The 19,379-nt window shown below is 71.5% G+C and carries 15 protein-coding genes; 7 read left to right on the plus strand and 8 right to left on the minus strand.

Features of this window, described 5'->3' with window-relative positions:
• Positions 1-430: 430 nt before the first annotated feature.
• Positions 431-844, minus strand: coding sequence for a hypothetical protein (locus JR065_RS05370; protein ID WP_206232814.1), 414 nt, complete (start codon positions 842-844; stop codon positions 431-433).
• Positions 845-1,319: 475 nt separating this feature from the next.
• Positions 1,320-3,986, minus strand: a complete 2,667-nt coding sequence (hrpB, locus tag JR065_RS05375; protein ID WP_241093406.1) for an ATP-dependent helicase HrpB — start codon at positions 3,984-3,986, stop codon at positions 1,320-1,322.
• Positions 3,987-4,124: 138 nt separating this feature from the next.
• Between hrpB and JR065_RS05385 the strand changes: the two genes are divergently transcribed.
• The 3 genes from JR065_RS05385 (at position 4,125) to JR065_RS05395 (ending at position 9,198) form a co-directional block, all read left to right on the plus strand.
• Positions 4,125-4,937, plus strand: coding sequence for a TatD family hydrolase (locus JR065_RS05385; protein ID WP_206232816.1), 813 nt, complete (start codon positions 4,125-4,127; stop codon positions 4,935-4,937).
• A gap of 89 nt (positions 4,938-5,026) precedes the next feature.
• Positions 5,027-6,127, plus strand: coding sequence for an efflux RND transporter periplasmic adaptor subunit (locus tag JR065_RS05390; protein WP_206232818.1), 1,101 nt, complete (start codon positions 5,027-5,029; stop codon positions 6,125-6,127).
• Positions 6,124-9,198 carry an efflux RND transporter permease subunit gene (locus JR065_RS05395; protein ID WP_206232820.1) on the plus strand — a complete coding sequence of 1,025 codons (3,075 nt, stop codon included), beginning with the start codon at positions 6,124-6,126 and terminating at the stop codon, positions 9,196-9,198. The genes JR065_RS05390 and JR065_RS05395 overlap by 4 nt, the downstream gene beginning before the upstream one ends.
• Positions 9,199-9,202: 4 nt before the next feature.
• On the opposite strand, the gene JR065_RS05400 is transcribed toward JR065_RS05395, so the two are convergent.
• The 5 genes from JR065_RS05400 to JR065_RS05420 form a co-directional block, all read right to left on the minus strand.
• The gene (locus JR065_RS05400) at positions 9,203-9,706 is read right to left on the minus strand and encodes a hypothetical protein (RefSeq protein ID WP_429001843.1); all 504 of its coding nucleotides are present in this window, start codon (positions 9,704-9,706) and stop codon (positions 9,203-9,205) included.
• Between the two features lie 195 nt (positions 9,707-9,901).
• Positions 9,902-10,846, minus strand: a complete 945-nt coding sequence (gene panE / locus JR065_RS05405) for a 2-dehydropantoate 2-reductase (RefSeq protein WP_206232824.1) — start codon at positions 10,844-10,846, stop codon at positions 9,902-9,904.
• A 36-nt stretch (positions 10,847-10,882) separates the two neighbouring features.
• Positions 10,883-11,332 carry a hypothetical protein gene (locus tag JR065_RS05410; protein WP_206232825.1) on the minus strand — a complete coding sequence of 150 codons (450 nt, stop codon included), beginning with the start codon at positions 11,330-11,332 and terminating at the stop codon, positions 10,883-10,885.
• A gap of 2 nt (positions 11,333-11,334) precedes the next feature.
• A complete protein-coding gene (locus JR065_RS05415; protein WP_206232827.1) occupies positions 11,335-12,150 on the minus strand; it encodes an ABC transporter permease in 816 nt (271 codons plus the stop codon).
• 21 nt (positions 12,151-12,171) lie between these two features.
• A complete protein-coding gene (locus tag JR065_RS05420; protein WP_206233050.1) occupies positions 12,172-13,125 on the minus strand; it encodes an ATP-binding cassette domain-containing protein in 954 nt (317 codons plus the stop codon).
• 195 nt (positions 13,126-13,320) lie between these two features.
• Between JR065_RS05420 and JR065_RS05425 the strand changes: the two genes are divergently transcribed.
• From JR065_RS05425 to JR065_RS05440, 4 genes are all read left to right on the plus strand, one after another.
• Positions 13,321-14,031: an FAD-binding oxidoreductase gene (locus tag JR065_RS05425; RefSeq protein WP_429001844.1), complete on the plus strand. Its 711-nt coding sequence runs from the start codon at positions 13,321-13,323 to the stop codon at positions 14,029-14,031.
• A 405-nt stretch (positions 14,032-14,436) separates the two neighbouring features.
• Entirely contained in the window at positions 14,437-15,951 is a 1,515-nt protein-coding gene (locus JR065_RS05430; RefSeq protein WP_206232831.1) for an alpha/beta hydrolase, read from the plus strand.
• A gap of 31 nt (positions 15,952-15,982) precedes the next feature.
• Entirely contained in the window at positions 15,983-16,729 is a 747-nt protein-coding gene (locus JR065_RS05435) for an ATP-binding cassette domain-containing protein (protein WP_206232833.1), read from the plus strand.
• Positions 16,726-17,907 carry an ABC transporter permease gene (locus tag JR065_RS05440; protein ID WP_206232835.1) on the plus strand — a complete coding sequence of 394 codons (1,182 nt, stop codon included), beginning with the start codon at positions 16,726-16,728 and terminating at the stop codon, positions 17,905-17,907. Before JR065_RS05435 ends, JR065_RS05440 begins: the two co-directional genes overlap by 4 nt.
• A 327-nt stretch (positions 17,908-18,234) precedes the next feature.
• Here JR065_RS05440 and JR065_RS05445 read toward each other — a convergent pair whose 3' ends face one another.
• Complete coding sequence (locus JR065_RS05445) at positions 18,235-19,335, minus strand: alpha/beta fold hydrolase (RefSeq protein ID WP_206232836.1); 1,101 nt, start codon at positions 19,333-19,335, stop codon at positions 18,235-18,237.
• Positions 19,336-19,379 lie beyond the last annotated feature (44 nt).

Genomic DNA, 19,379 nt, shown 5'->3' on the forward strand with positions numbered 1-19,379 from the left:
CGACTTAGCGGCCTGCCGCACTCCGCTCTCACCTCAACGGTATACCCGCATAAGACACAAGCGACTTCAGTCGCGACAAAGGAAGTGGCGAGCCTACCGTGGCCGCAACGGGTCGGGACTGAAGTCTCTCCTACAGGGGCAAGTGTGCCTTCGGTCCGCCGGATGTGCGTTCTGCACGCGATTCAATCGTGACGGACAGTGGCAGCTCGCCACGATCGGAAGGATCGACAGGACTGTGGGAGCGACTTCAGTCGCGACGCATGAAGCGGCCGATCGCGGCCGCAAGGATCGGGACTGAAACCCGTCTGCAAGATGCCAGCGTGCCGCGGCGTGGTGCCTCAAGTAGCGCCTAAAACAAAGCGACCGGACGTAGCCCGGTCGCTTCTTTCGCTGCCGCCGCCGTCCGACGGCGATACGGCGATACGGCGCGTTATTCCTGGGTGCCTTCCTGCGCGGCCGCGGCGCGGCGGGAGACCCGCGTCGCCGAACGCCGCGCGCCGGCATTGCCGCGCTTGCTGGCCTCGATGCGCTGCGAATCGCCGTCGATCGGCCCGTTGCGGTCGCGCTGGCGCTTGCGGTAGATCGCATAGCCCAGCAGGCCGGCGCCCAGCGCCGCGGCGGCGATCGCGATGGCCGGGTTGCGGCGTACCACCGTGCCGGCGACCTTGGTGCCGGTCCTTACCGCACCCATCGCCGCACCGGTCTTGATCGCGCCCATCGCGGCGCCCGACTGCAACCACCGGTTCGCCTGCGGCCCGAGGTGCTTGAGGCTGTCGCCGGCCTGGCTGGCGAAATCCAGCGCACGGTCCAGGGCGCGGTCGGTGATGATGGTCAGCTTGTTCATGGGCGTTCCTTCTTGCAGGAATAAGGGCTGCAGTGTCCCTTGGCCGCCGTATAGATGGCGTTAGCGCGCCGTCGCGGATTCGTCTGGCGGCTGAATGTGGGCCGCTTTGCAGGCGCGTGCGGCGGTACCGTGCGCACGTGCCGGCTGGGGGAGCCGGCTGCGGAAGGGGCACCGGCCGACGTGCGTGGCGTCTGCGCGGCCTGGCGGCAATGCCTGGCTGGGAAACGCATTGGATCGGAGGGCAGGAGCGGCTGGTGGCCGTCGTACGGCGATTGCGCCGGTTCGGCATGCAGCGTCGCGGTCGCCGCGGGATTGCCGGCCATGGGTTTGGCGGGGTCCCTCCTTCCTGCATGCAGGCAGGCGTTGCAGGCCGCTCGGAGCGCGTCGTGCAGCCGCTGTTCCGCATCGCCGCCACCTTGCGTCGCAGGCACCGCGATGACGTCGCCGGATCGAGATCGTCTTCGGCCCGCGAGCGTCAGGTGCCGCGCGGCTTGGCGCGATGGGTGGCGGCGGCGGTCCAGGGGTCGTCCGGCCAGGGGTGGCGCGGGTAGCGTCCCTTCATCTCCTTCTTCACTTCCGGATAGGTGCTGGACCAGAAGTTGCGCAGGTCCTGGGTCACCTGCAGCGGGCGCCCGCCGGGCGAGAGCAGGTGCAGCACCAGCGGCACGCGGCCGTCGGCGATGCGCGGGGTGTCGGCCAGGCCGAACAGCTCCTGCAGCTTCACCGCCAGCACCGGCGGCCGCGGCTGGCCGTCGTGGTCCAGCGCGTAGTCGATGCGCCGTTCCATGCCGGACGGCACGGTGATCCGGGTCGGCGCATGGCGGTCGATCGCCTGCCGCTGGCTCCATTGCAGCGGCGATTTCAGCGCCTCGGCCAGGGCGTCCTCGTCCAGCGCGTCGAGCCGGGTCTTGCCGGCGAAGGCCGGGCGCAGCCAGGCGTCGAGCGTGGCCAGCAACGCGGCGTCGCCCAGGTCGGGCAGGTCCAGCTCCGGCATCCACAGGCGCAGCCCGGCCACGCGCGCGCGCCATTGGCGCAGCGGCTCGCTCCACGGCAGCGCGTGCAGGCCCAGTTCGCGCACCGCGTCGGTCAACGCGGCGGCGGCATGCGCCGGATCGACGCGGCCGGCCGGGCGGCTGTCGAGCACGATGCGATCGAAGCGGCTCTCGCGCAGCGCGCTCAGCGCGCGCCGCTCCGCATCCCAGCGCACCACGTCCTGCTGCACGAAGCGCTGCGGGAAATCGGCGCGCAGCCGCGCCTCGTCCACCGGCGCGGCGCGCAGCAGCAGCGCGTCCTTGGCCTCGTAGCGCAGCTCGGTGGCGACCAGCCACGGTTCGCCGCGCAGGTCGCTGTGGTCGAACAGGCGCGCGCTGCGGCCGTTGGCCAGCAGGTAGCGCAGCGGGTCGGACGGGTGGCGTGCGGCGATGCGGTCGGGGAAGGCATGGGCGAGCAGGTCGCCGAGTTCGTGCGCCTCCACGCTGTCCGGTGGGGTGGCGTCGCTGCGCAGGCGTCGCCGCCATTGCCTGGCCGCCGCATCGATCGCGGCCAGGCCGCCGCGGTTGGCGTCGTGCGGGGCGCGGCCGCGGCGGAACGCGGCCAGCGCGCGCCAGCGTGCGGCCAGCGCGTCGCCGCCCTGGCGCAGCGGGTCGCGCGCTTCGACCAGCGCGGCCAGGTCGCAGGCCAGCGCCTGCGCGCGCGCATCCGGCGCGGCCAGCAGCATCGCCGCCAGCCGCGGGTGCGTGCCCAGCGCGAGCATGCGCCGGCCGGTCGCGGTGACCGCGTGGTTCTCGCTCAAGGCGCCCAGCCGTTGCAGCAGCTCGCGCGCGGCGGCCAGCGCGCCGGCCGGCGGCGGATCGACGAAGCGCAGCGCGTCGCTGCCCCACGCGGCCAGTTCCAGCGCCAGCCCGGCCAGTTCCACCTGCGCGATCTCGGGCCGGCGCTGCGCCTCCAGCCGCTGCGACTGCGGCCACAGCCGGTAGGCCCAGCCCGACGCCACGCGCCCGGCGCGCCCGGCGCGCTGGTCGGCCGAGGCCTGGGCGATGGCGGTCACGTCCAGCCGCGAGAAGCCGCTGTTGGGGTCGTAGTGCGGCTCGCGCGCCAGCCCGGCGTCGATCACCACCCGCACGCCGGGCAGGGTGACCGAGGACTCGGCCACGTTGGTGGCCAGCACCACGCGGCGGCGTCTCTGCGGATCGGGTTGCAGCACCTTGGCCTGCTGCTCGACCGGCAACTCGCCATGCAACGGCAGGATGTCGACGCCGCCACTCCCTTCTCCCCCCGGGAGAAGGTGGCGCGCAGCGCCGGATGAGGGTACGCCGGAGGCGGTGCCGGAAGAGCGGGAACCAGAAGCAGCAGCGGACGAGGACACGCCCGAGGCGGCGCCTGATGAGACGACTCCCGAAGCCGTACCGGACGAGAGCCCCGACACGGTCCCGGACCCCTCCAGCGCCGCCTGCACCCGCGCGATCTCGCGCTGGCCGGGCAGGAACACCAGCACGTCGCCGGGGTGCTGCTGCAGCGCGTGATCCACCGCGCGGCGGGTCTGCGCTTCCAGCGATTCGTCGCGGCGCGCGGGGAAGTGCGCGATCTCCACCGGATGGCTGCGCCCCGCGCTGGACAGCCGCGGCGCGTCCAGGAACTGCGCCAGCCGCTCGCCGTCCAGCGTCGCCGACATCACCACGATGCGCAGGTCCTCGCGCACCTGCGCCTGCACGTCCAGCGCCAGCGCCAGGCCCAGGTCGCCGGCCAGGTGGCGCTCGTGGAACTCGTCGAACAGCAGCGCGCCGACGCCGTCGAGCATCGGGTCGTCCTGGATCATCCGGGTCAGGATGCCTTCGGTGACCACCTCGATGCGGGTGCGCGAAGAGACCTTGTTCTCGAAGCGGATGCGGTAGCCCACCGTCTCGCCCGGCGCCTGGCCCAGCTGCCGGGCCATGAACGTGGCGGCGCTGCGCGCGGCCACCCGGCGCGGTTCCAGCATCACGATGCGGCGCCCGTCCAGCCACGGCGCGTCGAGCAGCGCCGGCGGCACCTGGGTGGTCTTGCCGGCGCCGGGCGGGGCTTCGAGCACCAGCCGCGGATGGCGGGCGAGGCTGGCGCGGATCTGCGGCAGCAGCGGGTCGATCGGAAAAACGGGGGAGGCCATCGGCCAAGGATACGGATCGCCCCGCCGCGTGTAGAGCGCCGCGCGCCGCCGCCTCGCGTTTTGGCGCATGCGTGCGGCCACCGCGTGCGGCGCGGCCGCTTACAATCGGCGGCCGTCCTTGCTGCGGCCCACCGTTCCATGTCCCTGATCGATATCGGCGCCAACCTCACCCACGACTCCTTCGACCGCGACCGCGACGCGGTGCTGCAGCGCGCGCGCGCGGCCGGGGTGGCGCAGATGGTGGTCACCGGCGCCAGCCGCGAGCATTCGCCGCAGGCGCTGCAGCTGGCGCAGCAGCACCCCGGCTTCCTGTACGCCACCGCCGGCGTGCACCCGCACCATGCGCTGGAATACACCGCCGAATGCGATGCGGAGATGCGCGCGCTGCATGCGCATCCGCAGGTGGTGGCGGTGGGCGAATGCGGCCTGGACTATTTCCGCGATTTCGCCCCGCGCCCGGCGCAGCACCGCGCGTTCGAGCGCCAGTTGCAGCTGGCCAGCGAGCTGGCGGCCGGCGGCGCGCGCAAGCCGTTGTTCCTGCACCAGCGCGACGCGCATGCCGATTTCCTGGCGCTGATGAAGCAGTTCGACGGCAAGCTCGGCCCGGTGGTGGTGCACTGCTTCACCGGCAGCCGCGAGGAGCTGTTCGACTACCTGGACCGCGACTGGCACATCGGCATCACCGGCTGGCTGTGCGACGAGCGCCGCGGCGCGCACCTGCGCGAACTGGTGCGCAACATCCCGGCGTCGCGGCTGATGGTCGAGACCGACGCGCCGTACCTGCTGCCGCGCACGCTCACGCCCCTGCCCAAGGACCGCCGCAACGAACCTGCATTCCTGGCGCATATCGTCGAGGAACTGGCGCGCGACCGCGGCGAGGACGCGGCGGCGACCGCCGCGGCGACCACCGCCACCGCCCGGGCGTTCTTCTCCCTGCCTGCCGCCGCCTGAAGCGCCGCGCGTGCAGGCCGTTGCACGCTGAACTTGCCGGTACAATCGCCCGGCACCGATCCGGCTGCACTGTCTACGGAAAGCCCTGCATGCCTGTTCGTCCGCTCTTGGTCGTGGTGCTTGCCGGCGCGATGCTGGTCCTGGCCGGGTGCGGCAAGCCGGCCGAACCGGAGGCCGACGCCGACGCCTCGGCGCTGGCGGTGACCCTGGTCCGCGCCGAGCCGCGGTCGATCCAGCGCACCGTGCTGGTGTCCGGCCCGGTCTCGGCGTACGAGGAGATGCAGCTGGGCGTGGAGATCAGCGGCGCGCGCGTCACCGCGCTCAACGTCGATGTCGGCCAGGCGGTGCGCCGCGGCCAGGTGCTGCTGGAACTGGACCACCGCACCCTGGACAGCGACCTGCAGCAGGCCCGCGCCGGCCTGGCCGAGGCCGACGCCAGCGTGGTACTGGCGCAGGCCAACCTGTCGCGCGCCGAGCAGCTGGTCAAGGACAAGTACATCAGCGCCTCGCAGTTGGACGAGCTGCGCGCCGCGCGCACCCAGGCCGAGGCGCAGCGCAACACCGCGCGCGCCGCACGCGATGCGGCGCAGCTGCGCCGCGACTTCGCCGAACTGCGCGCGCCCGCCGACGGCATCGTCTCCAGGCGGCTGGTGCAGCCCGGGCAGGTGGTCGCGTCCGGGACCGAGCTGCTGCGCCTGATCCGCGACGGCCGCCTGGAATGGCGCGCCGAGCTGCCCGAGGCCGAGCTGCCGCTGGTCGCGCCGGGGGCTCTCGTGACCCTGCCCGCCGCCGGCGGCAGCGTCGCCGGGCGCATCCGCGCGGTCAGCCCGGGCGTGGACAGCCAGACCCGCACCGGCACCATCTACGCCGACCTGCCCGAACCCGGGCCGCTCAAGCCCGGGACCTACGTCGAGGGCCGCATCGTCGTCGGCGCCGGTCCGGCGCTGATGGTGCCGGCCGCCGCGGTGGTGCAGCGCGACGGCCACCCGTACGTGTTCGCGGTCGACAAGCAGATCGCGCGCCGCCTGCGCGTGCGCACCGGCGCCACCGTCGACGGCCGCGTGGAGATCGTCGAAGGGCTCAAGGCCGGCGATGCGGTGGTCGAGCAGGGCGCCGGCTTCCTCGGCGACGGCGACCGGGTGCGGGTGGTGGCGAACGCGGCCGCGGCCGCGGCGAAGCCGGCGCCATGAACTTCTCCGCCTGGGCGATCAAGCGTCCGCTGCCGGCGCTGATGGTGTTCCTGGTGCTGTGCGTGGCCGGCCTGTGGGGCTTCCACAAGCTGCCGGTGGCGCGCTTCCCGGACATCGCCTTCCCGATGACCACGGTGACCATCACCCAGCCCGGCGCATCGCCGAGCCAGCTGGAGACCGAGGTCACGCGCCGGATCGAGGATTCGGTGGCGACCATCCCCAACGTCAAGCGGGTGATGTCCACCGTCAACGAAGGCGTCAGCGTCACCAGCATCGAGTTCTTCCTCAGCACCGACCTGCCCACCGCGCTGGACGATACCCGCGACGCGGTCACCAAGATCCGCACCGACCTGCCGCAGGACATCCAGGAACCGGTGGTGTCCAAGGTCGATATCGGCGGCTCGCTGATGACCTACGCGGTGGTCGCCCCGGCGATGACGCCCGACGAGCTCAGCTGGTTCGTCGACCGCGAGGTCAGCAAGGCGATGTACGGCGTGCCGGGCGTGGCCCAGGTGACCCGCGTGGGCGGCGTCGAGCGCCAGGTGCGGGTGGACCTGGACCCCAACGCGCTGCAGGCCTTCGGCGTCACCGCCGGCGACGTGTCGCAGCAGCTGGCGCGGATCCAGGTCGAGCGCGCCGGCGGCAAGGCCGAGCTCGACGGCAGCCAGCAGGTGATCCGCACCGTCGGCACCATCGCCGACGCCTCCGCGCTGCGCGACTACAGCATCAGCGTGGCCGACGGCCGCGCGGTGCGCCTGTCGGCGCTGGCCAGCATCAGCGACGCCGCCGCCGACCCGACCCAGGCCGCGCTGCTGGACGGCAAGCCGGTGGTGGCGTTCTCGATGTCGCGCACGCGCGGCTCCAGCGAGGTCGACGTGGCCGAGGGCGTGGAGGCGGCGCTGGAGACGCTCAAGGCCGCGCATCCGGGCGTGAGCTTCAAGCTGGTCACCACGGTGATCGACGAGACCCTGCGCTCGTACAACTCGTCGATGACGATGCTGTGGGAAGGCGCGTTGCTGGCGCTGCTGGTGGTGTGGCTGTTCCTGCGCGACTGGCGCGCGACCTGGGTGTCGGCGGTGGCGCTGCCGCTGTCGATCATCCCCACCTTCGCGGTGATGTACTGGTTCGGCTTCAGCCTCAACCTGATCACCCTGCTGGCGCTGAGCGTTGTGGTCGGCATCCTGGTCGACGATGCGATCGTGGAGATCGAGAACATCGTGCGCCACCTGCGCATGGGCAAGCCGCCGCTGGAGGCCGCGCGCGACGCCGCCGCCGAGATCGGCACCGCGGTGATCGCCACCTCGCTGACCCTGGCGGCGGTGTTCGTGCCGGTGGCCTTCATGCCCGGCATCGCCGGCAAGTTCTTCCGCGAGTTCGGCTGGACCGCGGCCACCGCAGTGCTGTTCTCGCTGCTGGTGGCGCGCCTGCTGACGCCGATGATGGCCGCCTACACGCTCAAGGCGCATCCGGAAACGCACCGCGAGTCGCGGCTGATGACCTGGTACCTGGGCTGGGTGGACGCGGCGCTGCGCCATCGCGCGCGCACGCTGTGGATCGCCACCGGCCTGTTCGTGGCGTCGCTGGCGATCGTGCCGCTGATCCCCACCACCTTCATTCCCACCTCCGACCTGGGCCGCAGCAACCTGAGCCTGGAACTGCCGCCGGGCACCACCCTGCAGCAGACCATGGCGGTGGCCGAGCGCGCCCGCGCGCAGCTGCGCGGCATCCCCGAGCTCAAGCAGGTGTACACCTCGGTGGGCGCGGTGCTGGACGTGGGCGATCCGTCCAAGTCCGGCGTCGGCGAGCCGCGCAAGGCCATGCTGATCCTCGACTGGGGCCCGGCCGAGGACCGCGACCGCGACCAGAAGACGCTCGAACGCCTGGTACGCACCCAGCTGGCGAACCTGGCCGGGGTGCGGGTGAGCTACCTCAGCTCCGAAGCCGGCGAGATGATGCAGCTGGTGCTGGCCGGCGACGATCCGCAGCGCCTGCAGGACGCGTCGATCGCGCTGGAGCGCGACCTGCGCACGATCCGCGGCCTGGGCAGCGTCACTTCCTCGGCGTCGCTGCTGCGTCCGGAGATCGTGATCGCGCCGGATTCCGCGCGCGCCGCCGACCTGGGCGTGGCCACCGCCGACATCGCCGAGGCCGCGCGCATCGCCACCTCCGGCGACTACGAGCAGCGCCTGGCCAAGCTCAACCTGCCCGAGCGGCAGGTGCCGATCCGGGTCGGCTTCGCCGAGGCGCAGCTGGACAACCCGGCGCTGATCGGCCAGCTGCGCGTGAACGGCCGCTACGGCCCGGTGCCGCTGGCGGCGGTGGCTGACATCAGCGCCGGCAGCGGCCCGGCGCAGATCTCGCGCTACCAGCGCCAGCGCAACGTCACCCTCAGCGCCGAGCTCAACGGCCGCCCGCTGGGCGAGGTGATGGACGAGGTGCAGGCACTGCCCAGCGTGCAGAAGCTGCCCGACGGGGTCAGTTTCCTCAACACCGGCGATGCCGAGGTGTTCGTCGAGCTGTTCGTCGGCTTCCTGCTGGCGATGGCCGCGGGCCTGGTATGCATCTACATGGTGCTGCTGCTGCTGTTCAACCACGCGCTGATGCCGCTGACCATCCTCACCGCGGTGCCGCTGTGCGCCGGCGGCGCGTTCGGCGCGCTGCTGCTGACCCAGAACCTGCTGTCGCTGCCGGCGCTGATCGGCCTGCTGATGCTGATCGGCATCGCCAGCAAGAACTCGATCCTGCTGGTGGACTATGCGGTGATCGCCGAGGACGAGCACGGCCTGAGCCAGCACGATGCGCTGATCGACGCCTGCCGCAAGCGCGCCCAGCCGGTGATCATGACCACGCTGGCGATGGGCGCGGGCATGATGCCGATCGCGCTGGGCTGGTCCGGTGACTCCAGCTTCCGCGCGCCGATGGCGATCGCGGTGATCGGCGGGCTGATCACCTCCACGCTGCTGAGCCTGATCGTGATCCCGGCCGCGTTCACGGTGCTCGACGACCTGGGCGAATGGATGACGCGGCGCTTGCGCCGCGCGCCGGCACCGGCACCGGCACCGGCGGAGTAGCGGGTCACTCGACCTGCTTGTCCTCGCGCTTGGCTTCGGCCATCGCTTCGGGCTCCAGTTCCTCGGCGCTGCGGTTGAGGCGCACGAACACGCCCCAGGCGATCAGCAGCAGCGCCGCGCACAGCCCCACGGCGGTGGCGTAGGGCAGCTTGGACGGGTCGTCGTGCATCAGCTCGAAGATCGATACCAGCGTCTCGATCGCCAGGGCGATGACGATGACCACGAAGAAGCGCGACAGGTAGCGCCGGACCCGGGTGGGGCCGCTGACCTTGACGTCGCGCTGCACCTCTTCCTCGAAGATGGTCTGGCCCAGTTCCAGCGTCACCAGCGCCACGGTCAGCAGGCCGATCGCCTCCAGCACCACGTTGAAGCGGTCGCGCACCACCAGGTCGCCGCCGGGGGTGAGCCCGTGCCACAGCTCCAGCACCGCCATCGACACCAGCCCGGCGGCGCACAGCAGGAACAGCAGGATGATCACGATGTGGCCGCCGCGGAATATCTTTTCCATGAACTTCATGCGCTGCCGGCCGTGGTGAGGTCGCCGAGCATAGGCGGGGCGGGCGTCAGCGGCGCGCGAAGATTGCGGGCGGCCATTGCCTTGTTTCCTCTGTAGGAGCGGCTTCAGCCGCGACCGCTCTGCCGGTACGTCCGGTCGCGGCTGAAGCCGCTCCTACAGGGGGGGGCGGCGGTGCTGCCGCGTGTCTCAGCGCTCCGCCAGCCCGGTCTGGTAAGCCTGCAGATGGCAGTACGCGGCCGTCAGCCACGGCGCGGCGTGGCCGGCGGCGCGGGCGCGCGCCAGCATGTCGCCGACGATGTGCTGCGCTTCCACCTGCTGCCCGGCCTCCAGGTCGCGCAGCATCGAGGCCTTCGTCGGCGAGCCGGGCTGGGTCAGCAACTGCAGCGCGCTGGCCTGGGCCGTGTCGGGGATCGGCTCGCCCGCCGCGGCCGCCACCGCCAGGCATTCGGCGTACAGCCCGCGCATCAGCGCATCGCCGTCGTCGCCGGCGACGATGCGACCGACCGGCGCGCGCATCAGGCAGGTGCCGGCGGCCAGCGCGGTCAGGAAGGTGTACTTGATCCATTGCTCCTGCGCGATCCGCGGCGCGGCGACATGGTCGAGGCCGGCCGCCGCGCAGGCAGCGGCGAACGCGCGCACCCGCGCGCTGTCTGTGCCATGCCCGTCGCGTTCGCCGAAGGTCAGCGAGGCCGGCTTGCCCAGGTGCTGGACCACGCCGTCCGCGTCCAGCGTGGCGCTGATGAAGCACAGCCCGCCGAGCACGCGCTCGCGGCCGAAGCGCGCGTCCAACACCGGGTAGTGGCGCAGCCCGTTGAGGATCGGCAGCAGCGTGGTGGCGGCGCTCATCGCCGGCGCCACCGCGTCCAGCGCGCTGTCCAGGTCGTAGGCCTTGCAGCTGAGGATGACCAGGTCGAACGGTTGCGCCGCGGCCAGCGCCGGCAGCGCATCGGCGGTCGCCGTGGCCACCGCCAGCTGCGCGTCGCCGCGCGGGCTGCGGATGCGCAGGCCGTCGCGGCGCAGGCGTTCGGCGCGCGCCGGGCGCACCAGGAAACTGACGTCGACGCCGGCCTGGGCCAGGCGTCCGCCGAAGTAGCCGCCGGTGCCGCCGGCGCCGAGGATCAGGATGCGCATCTGGTGCCTTTCTGGTGGTGGGGGGCGGAACAGCGCCTAGTCCTTGGCTTCTTCCTCGGGCAGCGGGCCGATCAGCGCCTCGACCCCGGCGCGCACCTCGGCGCACTGCTCGCGGTAGCGCGCCTGGCGTTGCGCCGGATCCTGCGCGTCGCCCTGCGCGTCGACGAGGGCGATCAACCGGCGGAAGTCGTCGAACCCGGATTTCATCGCGGCGCTGTGCTCGGCCGCGTCGAACGCCGCGTTGGCGGCCAGCGCGCGCTCGCGCGCGGCGTGCTGCAGGGCGCTGGCCAGGCGCGCGACCTCGGTCCGCGGCAGGTCGCAGTAGCGTGCCTGCGCCAGCTGGGTGCCGTCGGCCTGGCCCAGGCGGTACAGCGTGTCGTCGGCAAGCGCGGCCGGCGCCTGCCCGGCGGCGGAAGCGGCGCAGGGCAGGGCCACGACGGCGGCGCACAGCAGCCACCGCGACCGCGCCACGACGGGGCGGCGCATGCTCAGCTGCGCAGTCCCACGCCGCGCTTGAGCAGCCACAGCGCCAGCGCGCTGAGCACCGCGACGAAGCCCAGCATCAGCGCATAGGCCACCCACAGCGGCACGTCGCTGCTGCCGAGCAGGCCGTAGCGGAACGCGTTGACCATGTAGAAGATCGGGTTGGCGTGGGTCGCCGCCTCGGCCCAGCCGGGCAGCAGCTTGACCGAATAGAACACGCCGCCCAGGTAGGTCAGCGGGGTCAGGATGAAGGTCGGCACGATCGCCACGTCGTCGAACTTCTTCGCGTACACCGCGTTGATGAAGCCGGCCAGCGAGAAGATCGTCGCGCCCAGCAGCACCGTGCTCAGCGTCACCAGCGGATGCGGGATGCGCACCGGGGTGAAGAACATCGCGATGATCAGCACGATCACCCCGACCATCAGCCCGCGCAGCACCGCGCCGGCGACATAGCCCCACAGGATCACCCAGTTGGGCATCGGGCTGACCAGCAGCTCCTCGACGTGGCGGCCGAACTTGGCGCCGAAGAAGCTGGAGCTGATGTTGCCGTAGCTGTTCTGGATCACGCTCATCATCACCAGCCCGGGGACGATGAACTGCATGTAGCTGTAGCCGCCCATCTCGCCCACGCGCGAGCCGATCAGCCCGCCGAAGATCAGGAAGTACAGGGTCATGGTGATCGCCGGCGGCACCAGGGTCTGGCCCCAGATGCGCAGGATGCGCTTGACCTCGCGGCGCACCACGGTGCCCAGCGCGACCCAGTTGCGCTGGGTCGGCGTGGCCTCGGAAAGGTGGGGGGGCGGAGTGCTTGTGGTGTTCATCGTCGTCCAGCGAAAGGGGGATCAGGCGGCGGGGGGCTGCTTCGGCGGATCCGCGTCCGCCGGGCTTGCAGGGTCCCGGTTGTCGCCGGTCAGGCGCACGAACAGCTCCTCCAGGCGGTTGCTCTTGGTGCGCATCGAGCGCACGCGGATGCCGGCGTCGCCGAGCGCGGCGAACACGCGGTTGAGGTCCATCGCCCGCGGCATGTCCAGGTCCAGCGTATGCGCGTCCTGCGCGAACATCGTGGTGCCTTCGATCGCCGGCAGCTGCGCCGGCAACTCGCCGTCGATGTCGAACAGGAAGCCCTCCACGTCGAGCTTGGCCAGCAGCTCGCGCATCGGCCCCTGCTCGACGATGCGGCCGTGGTCGATGATCGCCAGGTTGCGGCACAGGTGTTCGGCTTCTTCCAGGTAGTGGGTGGTCAGGATGATGGTGGTGCCGGCGAGGTTGATCTCGCGCAGCACCCGCCACATGTCGCGGCGGATCTCGATGTCCACGCCGGCGGTGGGCTCGTCGAGGATCAGCAGCTGCGGCTGGGTCATCATCGCCCGCGCGATCATCAGCCGCCGCTTCATGCCGCCGGACAGCGTGCGGCTCATCACCCGCGCCTTCTCCCACAGGTGCGCGCGCTTGAGCTCCACCTCGGCCATCGCCTCGGCCTGGGCGCGCGGCATGCCGTAGAAGCCGGCGTAGTTGACCAGGATGTCGAACGGCTGCTCGAACAGGTTGAAGTTGATCTCCTGCGGCACCAGGCCGATCAGCTGCATCGCCGCGCTGCGCTGGCGCACCAGGTCGGTGCCGAACACCTCGACCTGGCCCTGGCTGAGGTTCACCAGCGAGCTGATGATGCCGATCAGGGTGGACTTGCCGGCGCCGTTGGGGCCGAGCAGGGCGAAGAAATCGCCGGGCGCCACGTCCAGCGACACGCCCTTCAGGGCCTGCACGCCGTTGTCGTAGGTCTTGCGCAGTTCGCGCACGCGCAGCGCCGGTGCCGGCGGGCTCGGGAGCGGGTTCGGGGATGGGGAAGTCAAAGCCAGGGCCTTTCGCGCCTTGTTGACGGCGCCGGATAAATGCAGCCGCTATTATAGGAGACCTCGCGGGCCCGGCCCCGGCTACAGACTGTTGCATCCTTCGTGCCTGCCCAATTTCCGCTCAAACTGGTCGATCGCCATATGCTGGCCCCGGCCGTCGGCCACTATCGCTTCGTCCGCGACGACGGTGAGCCGCTGGCGTTCGTGCCCGGCCAGTTCGTCCAGGTGCATTTCCACTACGCCGACGGCACCGCGACCAAGCGCAGCTATTCGCTGGCCACGCGCCACGATCCGGCCGCGCCGCCGGACACAGTGGTGGAGATCGCGGTCAGCTTCGTCGCCGGCGGCGCGGCCACCGCGCTGTTCGAAGGGCTGGAGATCGGCGGCCAGGTCTCGGCCAGCGGTCCGTACGGGCGTTTCTGCCTGGGCCAGGGCGACGTCAACCGCCGCTACCTGTTGATCGCCACCGGCACCGGGGTGACCCCGTACCGCTCGATGCTGCCGCTGCTGGAGGCGGCGATGGCCGAGCGCGGCGTGGAGGTGGTGCTGCTGCTGGGCGCGCGCTCGCCGGCCGAGCTGCTGTACGGCGACGAGTTCCGCGCCTTCGCCGAGGCGCACCCGGGGTTCCGCTTCGTGCCGTGCTTTTCGCGCGAGCTGCCCGCCGCGCCGCACGCGGACGTGCGCCACGGCTACGTGCAGCAGTTCCTGGCCGAATTCGCCCCCGACCCGTCGACCGACATCGCCTACCTGTGCGGCAATCCCAACATGGTCGACGCCTGCTTCGACGCGCTGAAGGAGGCCGGCCTGCCGGTGCAGCAGATCCGTCGCGAGAAGTACGTCAGCAGCAAGTGAGGCTTCGGGAGCCGGGACTCGGGACTCGGGACTCGGGACTCGGGATTTTCGCAAGTTCGTAGCTTTTGCGCTTTTCTGTAGGAGGGGCTTCAGCCCCGACGCGTTACCGGTAAGGCGTCGGGGCTGAAGCCCCTCCTACAGAAAAGCGGTTGCGCCGGAACCGCAAAAAAAAGGGCCGCTTTTTTCTAAAAAAACTGGCACTTTTTTCATCAAATCGCTTGACAGCGATTTGCCCCGGGACATCATCCTGCCGTCCCGAGTCCCGAGTCCCGAGTCCCGAGTCCCGAGTCCCGAGTCCCGAGTCCCGAGTCCCGAGTCCCGAGTCCCGAGTCCCGGCCTTCGGTCACATCCGGCATGGGGCCGCGTCATGGCATCCTGCAAGCCATCATTCCAAGGATGCGAACCATGCGATACCCCAGCAGACTGCTCGCCCTGGGCGCGGCGACCGTGCTGCTCGCCGCCTGCCAGCCGGCGCGGGCGCCGCAAGCGCAGCAGGCCGAGCGCAGCTACGGCCAGCTGCGCTTCCGTCCCTGCACGCTGACCAGCCCGGTCGCCACCGGCAATGTCGAGGCGCAGTGCGCGCGCCTGGCGGTGGCGGAGAACCCGGCCGCGCCGGGCGGGCGCAGGATCGAGCTCAACATCGCCTGGCTGGAGGCCGGCAACCAGGGCGGCGGCACGCCGGACCCGGTGTTCTTCCTCGCCGGCGGGCCCGGCCAGTCCGCCACCGAGGTCGCCGGCATCGTCAACCTGGCGCTGCGCGAGGTGCGCAAGCAGCGCGACATCTTCCTGGTCGACCAGCGCGGCACCGGCCAGTCCAACCCGCTGCGCTGCCTGGACGCCGACGGCCAGGAGCTGGCGCTGGACGATGCCAGCCAGGTGCCCAGCGCGAGCGAAATGGCCGACTACGCGCGGCGCTGCGCGCAGTCGCTGCAAGGCCGCGCCGATCCGCGCTACTACACCACCACCCAGGCGATCGGCGACCTGGACGCAGTGCGCGCCGCGCTCGGCGTGGACAAGCTCAACCTGATCGGCGGCTCCTACGGCACCCGCGTGGCCCAGCAGTACGCCGCGCGCTACCCCGCGCACACCCGCAGCGTGGTGCTCGACGGCGTGGCGCCGAACGACCTGGTGGTCGGTGGCGAGTTCGCCACCACCTTCGAGGACGCGATCGCCCTGCAGGCCGCGCAATGCAAGGCGACCCCGGCCTGCGCCAAGCGTTTTCCCACCGACACCCGCGCCCAGCTGCGCGCGGTGATGGCGCGCCTGCAGCAGGCGCCGGTGGACGTGGACTACCGCGACCCGGCCAGCGGCGAGAGCAAGCGCGACCGGGTCACCGCCGATACCGTCACCAGCCTGGCGTTCTCGTTCTCCTACGCCCCGCAGACCGCATCGCTGCTGCCGCTGGTGCTGGACGAGGCCGCGCACGAGCGCTACGCGCCGCTGCTGTCGCTGGCGCAGCTGATGGGCAAGCAGATGGCCGGGCAGATGAGCCGCGGCATGCAGTGGTCGGTGATCTGCGCCGAGGACGCCGACCGCTACCGCGAACCGGCCGCCACCGGCACCTTGCTCGGCCCGGAGGTGGCGCGGATGTTCTTCGCCGCGTGCCCGGCCTGGCCCACCGGCACGCGGCCGGCCGGTTTCACCGCGCCGTTCAAGTCCAGTTTGCCGGTGCTGCTGACCTCCGGCGAACTGGACCCGGTGACCCCGCCGCGCTACGCCGAGCGCGTGCTGCAGGGCCTGCCCAACGGCCGCCACCTGGTGGTGCGCGGGCAGGGCCACGGCACCATGACCCTGGGCTGCATGCCCAAGCTGCTCGGCCAGTTCTTCGAGACCGCCGACGCCAAGCAACTGGACGCGCAGTGCCTGGACGCGATGAGCGGCGTGCCCGCTTTCACTTCATTCAACGGATGGGAACCATGAGCCGCGCATCGTCACGCAGGGAGGGCCGCGCATGATCGTCGCCGACAATCTGCACAAGGCGTTCAAGACCAAGACCGGCACCGTGCAGGCGGTGCAGGGGGTCAGCTTCGAGGCCGCCGACGGCCAGATCACCGGCCTGCTCGGCCCCAACGGCGCCGGCAAGACCACCACGCTGCGCATGCTGTACACGCTGATGACCCCGGACCAGGGCCAGGTGCGCGTGGACGGCCTGGACGCGCGCCACGACGCGATCGCGGTGCGGCGCGCGCTGGGCGTGCTGCCGGACGCGCGCGGGGTGTACAAGCGCCTGACCGCGCGCGAGAACATCGCCTATTTCGGCCAGCTGCACGGCCTGCCGGCCGCGCGCATCGCCGAACGCACGCGGCTGCTGTCGGCGGCGCTGGACATGGACGACATCCTCGACCGCCAGACCGAGGGCTTCAGCCAGGGCCAGCGCACCAAGACCGCGATCGCGCGCGCGCTGGTCCACGATCCGCGCAACGTGATCCTCGACGAGCCGACCAACGGCCTGGACGTGATGACCACCCGCGCGATGCGCGGCTTCCTGCGCGGGCTGCGCGAGGAAGGCCGCTGCGTGATCTTCTCCAGCCACATCATGCAGGAGGTGGCGGCGCTGTGCGATCGCATCGTCATCGTCGCCAAGGGCACGGTGGTGGCCGCCGGCACCGCCGACGAGCTGCGCGCGCTGACCGGCGAAGACAACCTGGAAGACGCCTTCGTCAAGGCGATCGGCAGCGACGAGGGACTGCACGCATGAACCTGTTCGGCACACTACTGACCGTGATGCGCAAGGAATTGCGCGACCTCTCGCGCGACCGCCGCACGCTGGCACTGGCCCTGCTGCTCGGCCCGCTGCTGTACCCGGCGCTGATCCTGGGCATGGGCGCGCTGGCCGAGAGCCGGGTCAAGACCCAGATCGACAAGCCGCTGGACATCGCCGTGGTCGGCCGCGAGCGCGCGCCGAACCTGGTCGCGTTCCTCGCCGCGCAGGGCCTGAACGCGGTCGCGCCGCCGGCGGACCTGACCGCGGCGATCCGCAACCAGGACATCGACCTGGCGTTGCGCATCGGCGAGGACTACGAACAGGCCTGGCGCGAAGGCCGCCCGGCGCTGGTGGAGATCGTCAAGGACAGCACCCGCCGCGACGCGGACATCCCCGCCAGCCGGGTGCAGGCGGCGTTGAGCGGCTACAGCCAGCAGGTGGGCGCGCTGCGCCTGCTCGCGCGCGGCATCGACGCGCAGGTGGCGCGGCCGCTGGACATCGCCACCCAGGACCTGGCCACCGCCGAGGCCAAGCGCGGCGCGCTGCTGTCGATCCTGCTGCCGGTGCTGCTGACCATCACCTCGTTCATCGGCGGCGCCTACCTGATCCTGGACGCCACCGCCGGCGAGCGCGAACGCCAGTCGCTGGAGCCGCTGCTGGCCACGCCGGCCTCGCGCGGGGCGATCGTCAGCGGCAAGATCGCCGCCGCGTGCGTGGTCGGATTGGTGTCGCTGCTGCTGACCCTGCTCGCGTTCAAGCTCAGCGCGCAGTTCGCCACCGGCATCGGCCGCCAGCTCAACGTCGGCTTCGTGGCGATGCTGCAGATGCTGTTCGTGCTGGTGCCGATGCTGTTCATCGGTACCTCGCTGCTGACCGTGCTGGCCGCGGCGGCCAAGAGCATGAAGGAAGCGCAGAGCCACATGACCTGGCTGATGCTGCTGCCGATGCTGCCCGGCTACGCGCTGATGGTGTATCCGTTGAAGACCACGCTGTGGCAGTTCGCGGTGCCGTTCCTGGCGCAGAACCAGATGCTGCTGAAGATTATCCGCCGCGAGCCGATCGACCTGCAGACCTGGGCGGTGTACCTGGCCGCCGGCTTCGGCCTGGCCGCGCTGCTGTGGTTCGCCGCGGTGCGCCGCTATCACCAGGAGCGGCTGGCGATTTCGGGTTGAGGTTGCCTGACCTGCATGCTGCCTGCGTGCATGCAGCCGCGGCCGCGGCACGGACAAGGGTGTGGGTGTGCGTGGCCGGCGCCCGGGCCCGGCGGCGTGGCCGAAGAAGCGGTCATGCAGGTGCCGACGGACGGCGGCGCGCGACGAGACCCATGGCACCCAGCCGTTCCGTGTGCGGGAGTCAGTCGAGTGCCGTGGGAGGGATTGCCATGGCCGCTGGCGCTATATCGGCCGTGCCGTCGCGACTGAAGTCGCTCCCGCGGGAGGCCGCAGCAGTCGCTCCCGCGGGGGCCGCACGCGCCATCGTCCGGCGGCGGCGCGCGGCGGCTAGGGCGCCGGCTGCGCCAGCGGCAACGCCTCGGCGAGCAGCGCCTGCAGCACGCGGCCGGGCTCCTCCACCATCGGCAGATGCGCCGAGTGCTCGAGCCACACCGCGCGCTTGCGCGGCGCCTGCAACCGCTCGAGCCAGGCGGCGGTCAGCGCCGACGGGGTGGTGTAGTCCTGCCGGCCGAGCAGCATGATCACCGGCACCTGCAGCGTGCGCAGCGAGGCGAAGCTGACCTCCGACAGCTGCGGGAACATCGTGGCGATGGTGAACGCGCTGCCCTGGTCCCACGCCTGGATGTCGGCCGGCGTGTACTCGGGCGACAGCCGCGGCGCGCGGAAGTAGAAGTTCGCGTCCTGGCGCCCCGCGGCCAGGCCGCCGTAGTGGATCGACCACTTGCGTTGCGTGCTCATCTTGCCGATGTCGAACGCGCCGTCGCCCGGATACGGATGCAGCGCTTCGAGCTCGGCCACCGCGGCGGCGTTGCCGTCGCGGCGGGCCTGCTCCAGCACCCAGTCGTAGCCGGCGCGTTCGTTGGCGCGGAAATCGATCACCTGGCCCATGCCGATGTAGGCGTACAGCAGGTCCGGGCGCTGCGCGGCCACGTCCAGCCCGACGATCGAACCCCAGCTGTGCCCGAGCACGAACACCTTCGGCTTGCCGTAGCGCTTGCGCAGCTGCTCGATCAGTTCGATCGCATCGTCGCGGTAGCGCGCCGGGGTCAGCGTCGGCGCCAGCGTCTTGGGGTCGTTGAGCGGGAACGAACGCCCGGCGCCGCGCTGGTCCCACTGCACGACGGTGAAGAAATCCTCCCACGGGCGCTGGAACGACCACGCCACCGGCATCTCCACCGCGCCCGGGCCGCCGTGGACGAACACCAGCAACGGGTTGGCGCGATCGGCGCCGCGCACGTTGACCACCTGGCGGGTGCCGCCGAGCTCGACCTCGAAGGTCTCCTGCACGCCGCTGGGCGTGACGATCCGGCCGATGTCGGCCACGATCTCCCGCGCCGGCGCGTAGCGGTCCTCCGGCGGCGGCGTGCCGGCCTGCGCGGCGGCGGCGACTCCGAGCAGGCACAGCGATAGCAGGACGCGCAGGCGCATGGATGTCTCCGGTGGCAAAGGATGGAGCGATCGTAGAAGGCGGC

It is taken from the genome of Xanthomonas sp. (assembly GCF_017163755.1).
Taxonomy (GTDB): domain Bacteria; phylum Pseudomonadota; class Gammaproteobacteria; order Xanthomonadales; family Xanthomonadaceae; genus Xanthomonas_A.

Coding starts and splice junctions, on each gene's coding strand:
- JR065_RS05425 (WP_429001844.1), top strand. CDS start 13,321: ATGCTGGCCCCGGCCGTCGGCCACTATCGCTTCGTCCGCGACGACGGT.
- JR065_RS05385 (WP_206232816.1), top strand. CDS start 4,125: ATGTCCCTGATCGATATCGGCGCCAACCTCACCCACGACTCCTTCGAC.
- JR065_RS05370 (WP_206232814.1), bottom strand. CDS start 844: ATGAACAAGCTGACCATCATCACCGACCGCGCCCTGGACCGTGCGCTG.
- JR065_RS05445 (WP_206232836.1), bottom strand. CDS start 19,335: ATGCGCCTGCGCGTCCTGCTATCGCTGTGCCTGCTCGGAGTCGCCGCC.
- JR065_RS05430 (WP_206232831.1), top strand. CDS start 14,437: ATGCGATACCCCAGCAGACTGCTCGCCCTGGGCGCGGCGACCGTGCTG.
- JR065_RS05435 (WP_206232833.1), top strand. CDS start 15,983: ATGATCGTCGCCGACAATCTGCACAAGGCGTTCAAGACCAAGACCGGC.
- JR065_RS05410 (WP_206232825.1), bottom strand. CDS start 11,332: ATGCGCCGCCCCGTCGTGGCGCGGTCGCGGTGGCTGCTGTGCGCCGCC.
- JR065_RS05440 (WP_206232835.1), top strand. CDS start 16,726: ATGAACCTGTTCGGCACACTACTGACCGTGATGCGCAAGGAATTGCGC.
- hrpB (WP_241093406.1), bottom strand. CDS start 3,986: ATGGCCTCCCCCGTTTTTCCGATCGACCCGCTGCTGCCGCAGATCCGC.
- JR065_RS05390 (WP_206232818.1), top strand. CDS start 5,027: ATGCCTGTTCGTCCGCTCTTGGTCGTGGTGCTTGCCGGCGCGATGCTG.
- JR065_RS05415 (WP_206232827.1), bottom strand. CDS start 12,150: ATGAACACCACAAGCACTCCGCCCCCCCACCTTTCCGAGGCCACGCCG.
- panE (WP_206232824.1), bottom strand. CDS start 10,846: ATGCGCATCCTGATCCTCGGCGCCGGCGGCACCGGCGGCTACTTCGGC.
- JR065_RS05395 (WP_206232820.1), top strand. CDS start 6,124: ATGAACTTCTCCGCCTGGGCGATCAAGCGTCCGCTGCCGGCGCTGATG.
- JR065_RS05400 (WP_429001843.1), bottom strand. CDS start 9,706: ATGGAAAAGATATTCCGCGGCGGCCACATCGTGATCATCCTGCTGTTC.